This window comes from Streptomyces sp. A01 (assembly GCF_059026195.1).
The window spans coordinates 157,141-171,416 of the sequence record NZ_JBWLKN010000014.1; the positions used below are offsets into that span (position 1 = coordinate 157,141).

15 protein-coding genes and 2 pseudogenes are annotated in these 14,276 nt (G+C 71.2%); 4 read left to right on the forward strand and 13 right to left on the reverse strand.

Annotated features, from left to right (window positions below):
- Window positions 1-10 precede the first annotated feature (10 nt).
- A pseudogene (locus AC5P1B_RS20550) lies at window positions 11-220 on the forward strand (glycosyltransferase family 2 protein); the annotation flags it as partial.
- Window positions 221-330: 110 nt separating this feature from the next.
- Here the strand turns inward: AC5P1B_RS20550 and AC5P1B_RS20555 are convergent.
- Window positions 331-720, reverse strand: coding sequence for a hypothetical protein (locus tag AC5P1B_RS20555; RefSeq protein WP_393309593.1), 390 nt, complete (start codon window positions 718-720; stop codon window positions 331-333).
- Window positions 721-790: 70 nt separating this feature from the next.
- On the opposite strand from AC5P1B_RS20555, the pseudogene AC5P1B_RS20560 reads away from it, so the two are divergent.
- Window positions 791-1,706, forward strand: a pseudogene (locus tag AC5P1B_RS20560) (IS982 family transposase).
- 203 nt (window positions 1,707-1,909) lie between these two features.
- Here AC5P1B_RS20560 and AC5P1B_RS20565 read toward each other — a convergent pair.
- Window positions 1,910-3,109, reverse strand: a complete 1,200-nt coding sequence (locus AC5P1B_RS20565) for a CaiB/BaiF CoA transferase family protein (protein WP_493888775.1) — start codon at window positions 3,107-3,109, stop codon at window positions 1,910-1,912.
- Between the two features lie 195 nt (window positions 3,110-3,304).
- On the opposite strand from AC5P1B_RS20565, the gene lnt reads away from it, so the two are divergent.
- Window positions 3,305-5,128, forward strand: a complete 1,824-nt coding sequence (gene lnt, locus AC5P1B_RS20570) for an apolipoprotein N-acyltransferase (protein ID WP_493888837.1) — start codon at window positions 3,305-3,307, stop codon at window positions 5,126-5,128.
- Window positions 5,129-5,343: 215 nt separating this feature from the next.
- Here the strand turns inward: lnt and AC5P1B_RS20575 are convergent, their stop codons facing one another.
- The 11 genes from AC5P1B_RS20575 to AC5P1B_RS20625 all read right to left on the reverse strand — a co-directional run bounded on the left by AC5P1B_RS20575 (window position 5,344) and on the right by AC5P1B_RS20625 (window position 12,979).
- Window positions 5,344-6,243, reverse strand: coding sequence for a Gfo/Idh/MocA family protein (locus AC5P1B_RS20575; protein ID WP_493888776.1), 900 nt, complete (start codon window positions 6,241-6,243; stop codon window positions 5,344-5,346).
- A 205-nt stretch (window positions 6,244-6,448) separates the two neighbouring features.
- A complete protein-coding gene (locus tag AC5P1B_RS20580) occupies window positions 6,449-6,991 on the reverse strand; it encodes a hypothetical protein (RefSeq protein ID WP_493888838.1) in 543 nt (180 codons plus the stop codon).
- A gap of 230 nt (window positions 6,992-7,221) precedes the next feature.
- Entirely contained in the window at window positions 7,222-7,896 is a 675-nt protein-coding gene (locus AC5P1B_RS20585) for a uracil-DNA glycosylase (protein ID WP_493888839.1), read from the reverse strand.
- A 221-nt stretch (window positions 7,897-8,117) separates the two neighbouring features.
- Window positions 8,118-8,894 (reverse strand): SDR family oxidoreductase, encoded by a 777-nt coding sequence (locus AC5P1B_RS20590; protein ID WP_493888777.1) that lies wholly within the window; start codon window positions 8,892-8,894, stop codon window positions 8,118-8,120.
- Window positions 8,895-8,909: 15 nt separating this feature from the next.
- Window positions 8,910-9,671, reverse strand: coding sequence for a 3-oxoacyl-ACP reductase FabG (gene fabG / locus AC5P1B_RS20595; RefSeq protein WP_493888778.1), 762 nt, complete (start codon window positions 9,669-9,671; stop codon window positions 8,910-8,912).
- 137 nt (window positions 9,672-9,808) lie between these two features.
- The gene (locus tag AC5P1B_RS20600; protein WP_493888779.1) at window positions 9,809-10,204 is read right to left on the reverse strand and encodes a DUF3037 domain-containing protein; all 396 of its coding nucleotides are present in this window, start codon (window positions 10,202-10,204) and stop codon (window positions 9,809-9,811) included.
- The gene (locus AC5P1B_RS20605) at window positions 10,201-11,034 is read right to left on the reverse strand and encodes a HipA family kinase (RefSeq protein ID WP_493888780.1); all 834 of its coding nucleotides are present in this window, start codon (window positions 11,032-11,034) and stop codon (window positions 10,201-10,203) included. Before AC5P1B_RS20605 ends, AC5P1B_RS20600 begins: the two co-directional genes overlap by 4 nt.
- A 178-nt stretch (window positions 11,035-11,212) precedes the next feature.
- Window positions 11,213-11,440, reverse strand: a complete 228-nt coding sequence (locus AC5P1B_RS20610; RefSeq protein WP_493888781.1) for a hypothetical protein — start codon at window positions 11,438-11,440, stop codon at window positions 11,213-11,215.
- Between the two features lie 48 nt (window positions 11,441-11,488).
- A complete protein-coding gene (locus tag AC5P1B_RS20615) occupies window positions 11,489-11,758 on the reverse strand; it encodes a phthiocerol/phthiodiolone dimycocerosyl transferase family protein (RefSeq protein ID WP_493888782.1) in 270 nt (89 codons plus the stop codon).
- Window positions 11,695-12,252, reverse strand: a complete 558-nt coding sequence (locus AC5P1B_RS20620; protein WP_493888783.1) for a condensation domain-containing protein — start codon at window positions 12,250-12,252, stop codon at window positions 11,695-11,697. Before AC5P1B_RS20620 ends, AC5P1B_RS20615 begins: the two co-directional genes overlap by 64 nt.
- A gap of 259 nt (window positions 12,253-12,511) precedes the next feature.
- Window positions 12,512-12,979 carry a hypothetical protein gene (locus AC5P1B_RS20625; protein ID WP_493888784.1) on the reverse strand — a complete coding sequence of 156 codons (468 nt, stop codon included), beginning with the start codon at window positions 12,977-12,979 and terminating at the stop codon, window positions 12,512-12,514.
- A 240-nt stretch (window positions 12,980-13,219) separates the two neighbouring features.
- On the opposite strand from AC5P1B_RS20625, the gene AC5P1B_RS20630 reads away from it, so the two are divergent.
- A complete protein-coding gene (locus AC5P1B_RS20630) occupies window positions 13,220-14,101 on the forward strand; it encodes an SCO6745 family protein (RefSeq protein ID WP_493888785.1) in 882 nt (293 codons plus the stop codon).
- Window positions 14,102-14,276 lie beyond the last annotated feature (175 nt).

Here is a 14,276-nt window from a genome sequence, read left to right on the forward strand (position 1 = left end):
GCCGCGGCGCCGTAACCGGGTCTGGCTGGCCAAGCGGCACCTTCCCGCCCTCCTCGTCCCCGTCTACCTGGGCGTCTGGACGGTGATGACCATGGCCCGCACCCGGTCGGCGGCGGGGCTGAGGGCCTGGTTCGGCGGGTTCGCCGAGGGCCTGCGCACGTCGTGCCCGCCCCGCCGCCCCATGCGGTGGTCCACGGTGTGGCGTGACCCGCCTAGGTGATCAATTCCAAGGGGTGCCTGCGGAAGGTGTGGGGTGGGCGGCGGCCGAAGCCACCGCGAGACGGTCAGGCGGCGGGCTGCCGGCCTGGTTGTCGAGGTAGCAGCGGGCGGTCAGGCGTCAGGGTCGACTTCGGGGTGCGTGAACCGCACGGGCTTGCCCAGCGACCGGGCGTAGGCGATTTCGGCTCGGGTGCTGTCTCCGATGTAGTCGCCGACTACGAGCACCTCATCAGCGAGCCGGATCTTCGCCCGGTGCAGATCGTCGAGTCGAACCTTCAGCGCCTCGGCCTCGACCGGATCGGACCAAAGTTCGTGCGGCGACTTCATGTCACAGCCCGGTTTGACGACAATCTTTCCGGCTTTGGTCTCCCGCAGATCGGCCTCGTTCATCTCGGTCATGAAGCGGGTGGAGCCGCAGATCACGACGATACGCGGGAGGCTCAACAGCTTCTTCGCGTCGGCGAGCTTCTCCGCGGGGGTGAGCAGTTGCGGGTATGACACTGGTTCCTCCTGGTGGTGTGGTCCAAGGGGTGCCTGCGGAGACGAGAACGAGGGTGTCCAAGATCGTTTTGTGACGAACGACGTGGACACCCTCGCGACAGCACTTTATGCGACGACCGACGACATGCTGAAGGAGCATCCCGACCCGGCGCCGTGGCGCCCGTCGGTCGGCATTACGCCCCGCCTGAGCGATGCCGAACTGGTCACCCTCGCCACGATGCAGGCCATACTCGGTTACACCTCCGAGGCCAAATGGCTCCGCCATGCCCGTGTCCACCTGCGCCACCTCTTCCCCTACCTGCCCCAGCAGCCCGGCTACAACAAGCGGCTGCGCAAGGCCGCCGGTCTGATGCGAAGCGTCAACCGGATCCTGGCCACCACCACCTCGGTGTGGAGCGACGACGTATGGGTCGTGGACTCCACCCCGGTGGAATGCGGCCGCTCCCGCGAGACCGTCAAACGCTCCGACCTGGCAGGTTGGGCCGAATACGGCTACTGCGCCAGCCACAGCCGCTTCTTCTGGGGCCTGCGCCTGCACCTGGTCTGCACCCTTCAGGGCCTGCCCATCGCCTTCGCCCTGACCGGGGCCAAGGCCGACGAACGCTAGACCCTCCTTGACCTTCTGTCAGCCGAACGCGAGCTTCTGCGAGAGCGCCCCCGGCGGACTCTCATCGGCGACAAGAACTACTTCGGCCGTGGTTTCGAACGCGAACTGTCCGAGCATGGAGTCCAGTTGCTGCGGCCTGCCCGTAAAGGTGAACGGGAACGGCCTGGCGCATCCCTGTTCAAGCCGCTGCGACAGGTCATCGAATCGATCAACGAGACCTTCAAGGGACAGCTTGACCTCGAACGGTACCGAGGGCGCACACCCGGAGGTGTCAATAGCCCGCGTCATGCAACGCATCCTCGTGCTGCCCGCCGCGATCTGGCACAACGACGCCACCGGACAAACCGTCCTACGCTCACTGATCGCCTATGACCACTGACCCCTTGGAATCGATCATCTAGCGGCCGACGGCAGGCACGGCACCGCTATTTCGCCGCCGCGTGAGACGCCAACCGGCAGCGCCGCGTACGGCATTCCGGTCGCCTGCCGGTCACCGTCCTGCTCGCCGTCCCGGTCGCCGTCCCGCAGCTGTCAGCCGCCCGCGGTGACAGGCGGACTGCCCGAAGGCCCTCGCCGGGGTGGTCAGTTGGGGTCCGCTGGACCGTCAGGAGACGGCACCGGCCCGCCTGGCGTGGCGGCTTCCCAGGGCCTGGCCGCGAACTCCGCTCGGACGGCCGCCGTGTGCTCGCCGAGTTCGGGGACCGCGCCCATCCGCGCCTCCCGGCCGTGCACCGTCACCGGCGGCAGCAGGCCGCGCAGCGGGCCCGCCGGGGAGTCGAACTCGCGCCACCGGTCGCGAGCCGCCAGCTGGGGATGGTCCGCGAACTCGCGGACGGTGCGCAGCCGCGCGTTGGCGATCCCGGCCGCGTCGAGCCGCGCCAGCGACTCCTCGGCGGACAGAGCCGAGAAGTACTCCTCCAGGATCGCCGTCAGAGCGTCGTCGTTCTCGTGGCGCGACGGGTTGTCGGCGAACCGCGGGTCGCGGGTGAGCCCGGGCCGCTCCAGGACCCGCTCGCACAGCTCCACCCAGTCCCTGTCGCTCTGTACGCAGAGGAAGATCTCGCGCCCGTCCCCCGCCCGGTAGTGGCCGTACGGGGCGATCGAGGGATGCCGCGCGCCGCTGCGGCCCAGCGGGGCCGGGCCGTACATCCCGTAGTAGAGCGGCTGGCCCATCCACTCGCCCAGCGCGTCCAGCATGGCCACGTCGAAGGCGCTGCCCTGCCCCGTGCGCTCGCGCTCGTACAGCGCGGTCAGGACGCCGGTGTACGCGTACATGGCGGCCGCGATGTCGGCGATGGAGATTCCGGCGCGGGCGGGTGACTCGACGGTTCCTGTCACGGAGACGAGGCCGGTCTCACACTGCACCAGCAGGTCAAAAGCCTTCTTGTCACGGTAGGGGCCGTCCTCCCCGTAGCCGGATATCCCGCAGACGATCAGCCGGGGCCAGCGTTCGCGCAGCGCCTCCGCTCCCAGTCCGAGGCGGTCGGCGGCCCCGGGGGCCAGGTTCTGGACGAAAACGTCCGCACCGTCCAGGATCTGGTCGAGGACGGCGCGGTCGGGGCCGTGTTTCAGGTCGAGTACGACACTCTCCTTCCCCCGGTTGCACCAGACGAAATAGGCCGACTGCCCCTTGACCGCGCGGTCGTAGTCGCGGGCGAAGTCGCCGTCGGGCCGCTCGATCTTGATGACCCTGGCTCCCAGGTCGGCCAGCTGGCGGGTCGCGTACGGGGCGGCCACCGCCTGTTCGAGCGAGACAACGGTGACGCCTTCCAGAGGCAGCATGCGGAGGACTCCTCGTGCCGGGGTGACCAGCCCAGCGAGGCGGAGCCGGTCGCGGTGTATGCGGACATCGTGCCTGGTCCCGGTCGGGTCGCGGGCCGCGGCCCTCCCCTGCCTCCGCGCCATGGCGTACGCCCCCTGTGCGTGATCGCCTCCCTCCCGCACACTGGTGACCAGGCAGAACAAGGGAGGCGCGACGTGCTGGTCTCGGCGTACCCCGTGAAGGGGCTCCTCGCCTCGCGGTGGTATCGAGGCGCCGCCGCCGTGTCGGCCGGGGCGCTGCCCGCTCTGGCCTTCCCCGCCCCATCGCTGTGGTGGCTGGCTTACGTGGCCCTCGTGCCGTGGCTGCTGCTGATCCGCTCGGCGCCGGATGGCCGGAGGGCGGCGTTCGACGGCTGGCTCGGCGGAGTCGGCTTCCTGCTGGCGGTGCACCACTGGCTGCTGCCGAGCATGCATGTGTTCATCGTGGTGGTGGCCGCCCTGCTCGGCGCGTTGTGGGCGCCGTGGGGATGGCTGGTGCACCGCATGCTCGGCGCACCGCCGGGAGCTGCCCGGACATCGGGTGCGGTGAGTGCGGCGGTGCCGGCGTTGGCGTCAGCATCGGCGCCGTCGCAGCCGTCGGCATCGGCAGCGGCAGTGGTGACGACAGCGGCGACGGAGCCGGAGTCGGTGGGGCGGTCTGGTGGAGCGGTGCGGTGGCGAGGTGGCGGGCGCGGGGCGGTGGCGGCGCTCGTGCTGGTGCCGTCCGGGTGGCTGATGGTCGAGCTGGTGCGGTCCTGGCAGTATCTGGGCGGTCCATGGGGGTTGCTCGGGGCCAGTCAATGGCAGGTGGAGCCCGCGTTGCGGCTGGCGTCTGTGGGTGGCGTATGGCTGCCGAGCCTGCTGATCGTCGTGGTGAACACCGCGCTGGCCGCCTTTCTCGCGCTGCCACGGTTCCGGCTGGCCGCCGTCACCGGCCTGACCGCGTGCGCCGCCGCCGTCGCCGGAGTGTGGACGTGGGCACCGGTGCCGCGAGAGAGCGGCACCGTACGGGTCGCGGTGGTGCAGCCGGGAGTGATCAACGACGGCGAGGAGCGCTTCGACCGGGGTGAGGAGCTGACCCGGAGCCTCGCCGGAAGCGGTGCCGACCTGGTGATCTGGGGTGAGTCCAGCGTGGGCGAGGATCTGCGAGAGCGCCCTGATCTGCGGCGCCGACTGGCCGCGCTCTCACGCGACGTGGACGCGCGGCTGCTGGTCAACGTGGACGCGCGGCGCGCGGACCAGCCCGGCATCTTCAAGAGCTCGGTGCTGGTCGGCCCGTCCGGACCGACCGGCGAACGCTACGACAAGATGCGGCTGGTGCCGTTCGGCGAGTACATCCCCGTCCGGTCCTTCCTCGGCTGGGCCACCTCCGTGGGCAAGGCGGCGAGTGAGGACCGCAGGCGCGGCACGCAGTCCGTCATCATGCGGCTGCCGGACGGTGACAACACGAGGGGTCCGGGAAAGGCGGGCGACGCGGGGGACACGACCGGGACGGGAGCAGGGAAGGGTCCAGGACATGCGGCGGGCGGCATCAACGCCGGGGGGCTGCGGCTCGGCCCACTGGTGTGCTTCGAGTCGGCGTTCCCGGACATGAGCCGACGACTGGTGCGCGACGGCGCGCAACTGCTGATCGCCCAGTCCGCCACCTCCTCGTTCCAGCACAGCTGGGCTCCCAGCCAGCACGCCTCACTGGCCGCCTTGCGCGCGGCCGAGACCTGGCGGCCGGCCGCGCACGCCACGCTGACCGGCGTGAGCGCGGTCTTCGGGCCGCGCGGCACCGCTGTCGGCGGGCAGCTCGGCACCGACCGCAGTGCGGCAGCCGTCTACGACGTGCCACTCGGCCAGGGCACGAGCCCATATGTCCGGATCGGCGCCTGGCCGCTGTACGGGGCGCTCACGGCACTCGTCGTCGCGGGCGCGGCGGCGGCCCTCCGGAAAGTCAGGCGGCCCGGGCCCCGACGGACGGCGGACGCCCCTCCTCGGGCACCCGCGCTCCGCTGAAGCCAGAGGCGACCGCCCCGGGCGGACGCCTCGCCTCGGCCGGGCGGCTGGGCCCAGCACCAAGGCGAGGCGGCGGCAGCGGGGAGGCGGCTTTGGCCCAGCGAAGGGGTCTGCCCCGTCAGGCGCGCGGGGAACCGCGCGACCAGCCACGACGCACCCGCGGTCCGCTACGCACGAACAGGGGCTCCCCGGCAAGATCGCCGGACCGGCCCAGGCTAGGCCGCCAGCGCCTCCGTGACGACGCGTTCGCACAGCTCGTGCGTGAGGAGGGCGTCGCCCGCGTCGAGGAGCTTCCCGGCACGTACGGCGTCAAGGAAGAACTGGGTGATCTGCTCGATGCCCCGCTGCCGGGCGACGGGCACCCAGTCCCCGCGGCGGCGCACGCTCGGCTGGCCCTTGTGGTCGACTATCTCGGCGAGGTTGAGGACCTGCCGCTTGGTGTCCTGACCGGAGACCTCCAGTATCTCCTCCGTGGAACCACTCATCCGGTTCATCGTGCCCAGGGCCGTGAAGCCGTCACCGGAGAGCTGGAGCAGGACGTGGTGCATGAGCCCGTCGCGCATCCTGGCGCGCACGTCGATGTGCTCGACGGGCCCGGGCGCGAGGAAGCGCAACGTGTCGACCACGTGGATGAAGTCGTCCAGCACGAGCGTGCGGGGGTCTTCGGCGAGGCCGACGCGGTTCTTCTGCATGAGGATCAGGTCGCGCGGATGGTCGGCGCACTGGGCGTAGCCGGGCGCGTAGCGGCGGTTGAAGCCCACCATGAGGCTGACCTGCCGGTCCCTGGCGAGGCCGACCAGCCGTTCGCTGGCAGCCAGGTCGTACGCGAGCGGCTTGTCCACGTACGTCGGCACTCCGGCTTCGATGAGGCGGGAGACTATCTCGGCGTGCACGGCGGTGGGCGCGTGGACGAAGGCGGCGTCGAGACCGGCGGCGAGCAGCGCGTCCAGGTCGGCGTGGCGGTGTGCTTCGGGGATGCGCAGGGCGTCGCCGACGCTGTGCAGGGTGGCCGGGGTGCGGGTCATCAGGTGCGGTTCGACGCCGGCCTGGGCGGTGATGACCGGCAGATACGCCTTCCGCGCGATGTCTCCGAGGCCGATGCAGCCAACCTTCACGAGCCCTCCTCATGCGCGCCTGGCGCGCGCTCCATGCACGCCTCATATGAGGGGCGCGCGCTCTCACCATGATGTGCGGATGCTGTGTCTCGGCAGCATACGTGCCGGATGGGCGCCTCTGACCAGCACGTTGTCCCTCGCTCCGCACGCACGCTCACTCCACGGGCCCGGCTCCGAGCTGCCCCCACGAGCCACCGCCGCACGGCTACGGCAGCGGTCCACCCGGCGGCGTTCCACCCGGCGGCGCGGGCTCGTCCCCCGCGCCGGAGAGCCGCCGCTCCATGCGCCCGATGGCGGCGCGCACCCCGTCGCCGTACGGATCGTCGCCGAGGACGCCACAGGCCGCCTCGGCCAGGTCGAGCTGCGCGCGTGCCGCCTCTCGCTGATTGAGCTTCGCGTAGTCGGCGGCGAGGTTGAGGTGCAGCGACGGGTAGAAGCCCTTGATCGTCGCGGCGGCCGCCTCCCGCCCGGCCTGCCCGGCTCCCGCACCGGTCAGCTCTGCCCCCGCATCAGTCAGCCCGGCTCCCGCACCGGTCAGCCAGTCGGCGGCGGCCAGTGCCCGCAGGTCCCAGGCCAGCTCGTCGGAGGGGTCGTCCTGGGTGTCGGCCATGTAGTGCGCCAGGGTGCAGCGGTGGAGCGGGTTGCCGTCCGCGCCGAGCTCCTGCCACAGGGCCGCGAACCGGTTGCGCGCCTCTTCCCGGTCGCCGCCCCGGTGCAGCATGGCCGCCTGGCCGATCCGGGTCATCATGGCGTCCTCCGACGCCTCCTGCCGCTCCGCCCGCTCCACCACTGCCGCCTCCCGCCTGTCCCGTCCGGTGATCCCCCGGTCTGCCGACGCTAGCCGCAGCTGTCGGCGATCTCTCTCAGGCGCCCGGCGCGGGCCCGCCCGGATCGCGCGGGCGGGCTCCCACGTCGGGGTCCCGGCGATGGCGCCCCGGCGCCCTTCCCTCGTGGCTTCCGGCCCTGGAGCCGACCGCGCTACTGGGCGGCGAGGTCGGGTATCCGCCAGTCGACGGGCTGGTGTCCCTGGGCCGCGACCGCCTCGTTGATCTGTGTGAAGGGCTTGGAGCCGAAGAACTTCTTCGCCGACAGCGGCGACGGGTGCGCGCCCTGCACCACGATGTGCCGCTCCGTGTCGATCAGGGGCAGCTTCTTCTTCGCGTAGTTCCCCCAGAGGACGAAGACCGCCGGGTCGGGCCGGGAGGCGACGGCGCGGATCACCGCGTCCGTGAAGATCTCCCATCCCTTGCCCTTGTGGGAGTTGGCCTCGCCCGCGCGGACCGTCAGCACCGCGTTGAGCAGCAGCACTCCCTGCCGGGCCCACGGCATGAGGTAGCCGTTGTCGGGGACGGGATGGCCGAGCTCGTCCCGCAGCTCCTTGTAGATGTTGCGCAGGGAGGGCGGGGTCTTCACACCCGGCCGGACAGAAAAGCACAGCCCGTGCCCCTGGCCCGCGCCGTGATACGGGTCCTGACCGAGGATCAGCACCTTGACCTGGTCGTACGGGGTGGCGTCCAGCGCGGCGAAGACCTCTTCACGCGGCGGGTACACCGGGCCCCGTGCCCGCTCTTCCTCGACGAAGTCGGTGAGCTGCGTGAAATAGGACTTCCGCAGCTCTTCGCCGAGGACGTCCTGCCAGGACTCGGGCAGCATGTCGGTCACTTGGGGGTCCTCCGGTCCGTTCGTGCTTGACGATACGAACGTACCCCCGGCCACTGACAGTGGACGCACGGCGGCCGGTCGACAGCCGTCAGAACCGGGCGGGCGGCCTCGGCGGCTCCGGTCCGTCAGGGGCCGGAGCCGCGATGGCCACCCACGCCGAGGGCGGGCCGGCCCCACGCCGGGAACGGCCGCCCGCCCTGGGGAGCGACCCGTCAGACGCCCGCGTTCAGGAACAGCCCGCCGTCGATGACCAGCGTCTGCCCGGTGATCCAGCCCGAGTCCTCGGACAGCAGGAACGCCGTGGCACCGCCGATGTCCTTCGGCACCCCGAGCCGTCCGAGCGGGTAGAAAGCCGCGGCCTCCTCCTCGCGCCCCTCGTACAGGGCGGCGGCGAACTTCGTCTTGATGACCGCGGGGGCGATGGAGTTCACCCGTACCAGCGGCGCCATCTCGTGTGCGAGCTGCAGGGTGAGGTTGACCATCGCGGCCTTGCTCATCCCGTAGGCGCCGATGAACGGGGACGGTGCCACTCCGGCGACGGAGGCGATGTTGACGATCGCGCCGCCGTTCTCCTTCTGCCACGCCTTGTAGGTCTGCTGGGCGAAGCCGAGCGCGGAGATCACGTTCGTTTCGAAGACCTTGCGGGCGACCCCGAGGTCGAGTTCGGCGATCGGGCCGAAAACGGGGTTCGTACCGGCGTTGTTGACCAGGTAGTCGACACGGCCGAACGTCTCCATGACGCGCTCGACGGCCACCGCCTGGTGCGCCTCGTCATGGGCCTTGCCCGCGACGCCGATCACCCTGCCCTGGCCCTCGGGCCCGGTGGCCGCGGCGCTCAGCGCCTCCACGGCCTCCTTGAGCGCTTCCTCGTTGCGCCCGGTGACGCACACCCGGTCACCGCGCGCGACCAGCGCCTCGGCGACTCCGTAACCAATGCCCCGGCTGCCGCCCGTGATGAGGGCGACCTTGCCGTTGTCCGCTGTAGTCATGATTTTTCCCTCGCGTCAGTTGAGCGGGCCGCCGGCCACGTACAGGACCTGGCCGGAGACGAAACCGGCCTGCTCGCCGGTGAAGAAGGCGATAGCACCGGCGATGTCCTCCGGCCTGCCGACGCGCTGGACGGGGATCTGGGTGGCCGCGGCGGCCTGGAACTCCTCGAAGTCCATGCCCACCCGGGCGGCCGTCTCCGCGGTCATGTCGGTCACGATGAAGCCCGGGGCGACGGCGTTGGCCGTGACGCCGAACTTGCCCAGTTCGATCGCGAGGGTCTTCGTGAAGCCCTGGAGCCCGGCCTTGACGGCGGAGTAGTTGGCCTGGCCGCGGTTGCCGAGGGCGGAGCTGCTCGACAGGTTCACGACGCGGCCGAACTTCGCGTCCACCATGTGCTTCTGGCAAGCGCGGGCCATCAGGAACGCGCCCCGCAGGTGCACGTTCATCACGGCGTCCCAGTCGCTGTCGCTCATCTTGAACAGCAGGTTGTCACGCAGGACGCCCGCGTTGTTGACGAGGATCGTCGGCGCGCCGAGCTCAGCGGCGACGCGGGCGACGGCGGCCTCCACCTGGGCCGAGTCGGAGACGTCACAGCCGACGGCGAGGGCCTTGCCACCCGCCGCTGTGATCTTCTCGACGGTGTCCTTGCAGGCCGTCTCGTCGAGATCGAGTACGGCGACGGCGCGGCCCTCGGCGGCCAGACGCACGGCGGTGGCCGCGCCGATGCCGCGGGCCGCGCCCGTCACGATGGCGACGCGCTGCTCGGTGGTGGACATGCGGGTTCTCCTCGCCTCGGAAGCGGCGCCCTGACCCGGGACCGGACGACCCGGCCGGAAAGCTGAGCAACCGCTTAGTAGGGTTCAGCAGACGAGACGCTAGAAGCCTGGCCACCGCATGTCAACGGTGCGCCGGGTCAGCGCACCAGCAGGTCGAGCAGCCGGTCGGCCTCCGCCTCAGCGTCAGTGGTCAGACCCGTGTGTACGGGTCCCGGCTGGACGACCGTACTGCGCGGTGCGACCAGCCACCGGAACCGCCGCCCCGCCGCGTCACCGGCCGCCTGTCCGGCCTCGTCGCCGCCGTGGCACACGCCCTCGACGGCGCGCAGTGCGGCCCGTACGCCCTCGATGTCGACCTCCGGGTCGAGCGCCCGCAGCCGGTCCTCGTCCAGGTGGGTGCGGGCGGCGACGACCGACTTCGCGTGGCAGTAGAGGACGATGCCCGCGTTGATCTGTTCGCCGCGTTCCACGCGGGGCACGACGCGCAGCACGGCGTACTCGAAGACATCGCGTCCGTTGTGCAGACCAGTCACTTCGCGGCCTTTCCCGTGGCGCCGCCGCGCAGCCACGCGGGAGCTTGCGTCGGCTTGTTCGCACTGGGTGGGCCGAGCGTGATCCGCTCATGGACGGTGGCCACCCGCCCGAGCAACGCTTCCACGTAGGCGCTCCGCAGCCGGTCAGGCCCGCCGGGCCCCTCGAAGCCGGGCTCGTCCAGCAGCCACTCGTCGGGCACGTCGGCCGCGACCTCGGCCAGCAGCTCCGGCGTCACCTGCGGCGCCAGCACCTTCGCCGCCGCCTCGATATCGGGGCCGAAGGGCGCGAGGACGTGATCGGAGGCGTTGTACGGCTTGGCGGCCGCCGTGAGCGCCGTCGGCCAGTTGTGGTGCCAGATCATGGTCGCGCCATGGTCGATGAGCCACAGTTCGCCGTGCCAGGCCAGCAGATTGGGGTTGCGCCACGAGCGGTCGACGTTGTTGATGAGCGCGTCGAACCACACCACCTGGCCCGCCTCGACCGGGTCCACCGCGAACGCGAGCGGATCGAAGCCGAGCGAACCCGGGAGGTAGTCCATGCCCAGGTTCAAACCGCCACTGGCCTTGAGGAGTTCCTGCACCTCCTGGTCCGGTTCGCCGAGCCCGATGACCGGATCGAGCTGCATCCGCACCAGATCGGGCACGCGCAGCCCAAGGCGCCTGCCGAGCTGTCCGCAGATGACCTCGGCGACCAGGGTCTTGCGGCCCTGCCCGGCGCCGGTGAACTTCATGACGTACGTGCCAAGATCGTCGGCCTCGACGATCCCGGGCAGCGATCCACCCTCCCGCAGGGGGGTGACATACCGCGTGGCGGTGACCTCTGTGAGCATTTCCCCAGGTTATACGGCTCAGATGCCTTGTGATCGATGGAACGTCACGGTGCCTCCACAGGCCGGGAAATCGCCACACCGCCGGCCGCCGCCACCCACATGCCGGCGGCGGTTGCTACGGCACCGGCGCCCTCGACGTCATCGCCGTCTGGGCACAGATGATCGCTGGGAACGTGGTTCAGGGAGCCCGCAGCACTCGGGTGAGCTGGTGCTTGAGGGCCTGGTCGAGGGTGGTGGCCTGGTCGGCGGAGAACCAGGTCCGGGGCATGGCCAGATGGATGCCGAGGGCTTCCTGGGCGCGCATCACGAAGAGGGCGGGGATGGGTCCTGGCGGCGGGGCGAACGCGTGGAAACGGGTGGCTTCCAGGCCGGGGGGCAGCGACAGGCGAACGGGCCGGAATGCCATGTTGCTGACGATCACGGTGAACGGCAGCGCGCCGGGCTCGGTCAGCAGCTAGTCCATGGCCACAGCCTGCCGTTCGACGCTGCCGTCGTGTATCGCCGTGGTGAACTGGCCGTGGAGGGTACGGCCGAGGCGTCCCGGGTCGGTGTCGGGGGCCACCTCGGCGGTGGCCTGGGTGATGGAGGCGGCGGCCATCATCCGGTGCGCCGGGATGGGCGGGGTCGTCCGGGTGCGCAGATCGACCGGTGTTCCGACGGTCAGTGGCAGTGCTCCCGTCGGGGTTCCACTTGGGTACGGGCGGCGAGCAGTGCCAGCGCGCACAGCATCCCGTGGGCAGTGGTGCCCGCCTGCCGGGCGGCCCGGTCGAGGCCGGTGATCGATTCTCCGGTCAGTTCGTTACCGCGCAGGTGGACTCCGGAGGCGGTGTCCGGCGGGTCCGTCGCGAGCGTGGGCAGCTGGACGAGTGGGGGCCGGGCGGCGGGCTGCCTTCCCTGGGCGGCCAGCCATGCGGTGACGTCCTGGCGCGGGTAACGCTCGGCGAGTAGTTCCGTCAGCGGTCTGGGCAGTGCCGGCTCCGGCGGCGGCTTCGGCGGGTCGTCTCCGGTGGCGAGCGCGGTGTAGGCGCTCAGCAGTGCGGAGAGCAGCGTGGCCGAGCACACACCGTCGCTGATGGCGTGATGGACGGTGAGTACCAGCTGGTGGGTGGTGGCGGACTTGGGTATCCACGTTGTCCGCAGGAGCGGCTCGCCCACCGCGAAGGGCGCGCTCGCGGCCTCGGGGTCCGTGCCGGAGGGGTCGGCCGGGGCGCGGGCCACCGCGGATCGGCGGTCAGCGGGAGGGCGGTGCCCTGGGCGGTGACGCGCGCGTTCAGTACCGGGTGCTGGGTGCACAGCAGGCGGACGGCCTGTGAGAGCAGCCCGGGATCGAAGGGGCCTCGCAGGTCGATGGACAGGACGGACGGGGTGCCTGCGAGGGCGAGACCGGTTTCGGCAACGGTGAGCGGACGGCTTTCGGTCACCTGTCCTCCTGTGGCTCGTGGGGCGCTGGAGCGGTGCGGGGGGGGAACAGGGTGGTTCAGGTGGTGAGGAGGGGGTCCCACCACCAGGCGATGGACGGGATCGGCGGGGCGCCTGTGTCGTTCGGCCGGGTGCCGGCCATGGAGCCGGTGAGGGCCACGGCGCCGGGAGAACGTCCGCCGGGGTTGCGGTAGCGGCCCGCCGTCAGCCCCCACGCGAGGTTCCCGGGTATGAGGTGGGAGAGGTGGTCCACGTAGGCGCGCAGCGGGGCGCCTACGTGGGGCAGGACGCGGTCGCGCAGTTCGACGAACCGGTTGGTGAGCCGGTCGCAGAGCAGTGCCGCCTCGTTCAGGGCCTGTTCGCGGGAGTGGCCCTGCTCGTGTCGCAGGATGTCGACCAGGTTGAGCCGGGTGGAGAACAGGCTGCGCATGACGGTGCGCAGGGCGACGCCGTACAGCCCGGGGAAGGCGTCGATCACCTGGCCGTTGTGCCAGCGCTCGGTCAGCGCGGTGATCTCCTGCTCCATCACCGTGCTGTACCGCTCAAGACGGGCGGGGTGGAACGCGGGCTGGATCAGCCTGCGCTGCCTGCGGTGCTCGGCGTAAGGGCAAACGCGGTGGACGCGGCAGCGGGCCTCCGCAAACTAGACATTGACAAGTAGTCATTGACAAGACGAGGGGCGTGGGGGAATCTAGACACCATCAAGTTCTTTGGTGGCCGCGTGACGGCTTGGCGGCCGCGTGACGGCGAAGGCGAAGGAAGCGACATGACGCACACCCTGAGTACGGTCCGACAGATGTGGCAGCTGCTGGAGCCGATACACGCCACGCTCTACTACGCGCCGGAGAGCTTCGACGAGGCCGCGGCCCTCGGCTACGCCACCGACGAGCGCTGGCCGAGCTACTTCGCCTACCGCGCCGCGCCACTCGGCCCGGCCGGCCCGCGACTGGTGAACGCCCTCTTCTACAGCTTCAGTCCGCGGATGGTGGAGCGCTACACCGCGCCGGCTTGGCGAAACGTCACGCCCGAGCAGGTGGTGGACGCCCGGAGCACCGCGGTGGACAACGCCCTGCGGAAGCTGCTCGGCGACCGGATCGGCTCGCCGGAGCTGCGCGAGGCCGCAGAACTGGCCCACCGCGCCGCCGAGTCGGCGGACACGGCAGGCCGCCCCATGGCCGCCGCCAATGCCGCGCCGGCGCCTTGGCCGGACGAGCCGCACATGGCGCTCTGGCGAGCCGCCACCATCCTGCGCGAGCACCGCGGTGACGGCCACATCACCGCCCTCCAGGCCCACGGCATCGGCCCCACCGAGTCCCTGGTCTCGCAGGCCGCGGTCGGCGCCGCGCCGCCGGAGGTGTTCAGCAGCAGGCGGTGGACCGACGAGGAGTGGACGGCCGCCCACGAACGCCTCGCCGCCCGCGGCCTGGTGAAGGCCGACGGCACAGCCACCGTCGAAGGGCTCGGCGTCCGTGCCTCGGTGGAGAAGCTCACCGACGAACTCGCCGCCGCCCCCTGGGACGCGCTCACTCCCGACGAGACATCCCGGCTGGCCGAGCTGCTCCTCCCCCCGGTACTCGACATCGTCGGCACCGGACTCCTCCCGATGCAGAGCACTCTGGGCATCGGGACGCAGTACGACTACGAGTGAGTGGCCGCGCCGGGACGGGGCGGTCCGGTCGGCGCCCGGCCGCGCGTGCCCGGTCCGCGCGTGCGGCCCCAGCGCGGGCGGGAGCAGTCCCCAGCCCATACCCGAAATGCGAAGTGGCATTCCGCTTCTGTCCCACGACCAGGCGACGACGAGGCGAACCGCCGTTGCGTGATGA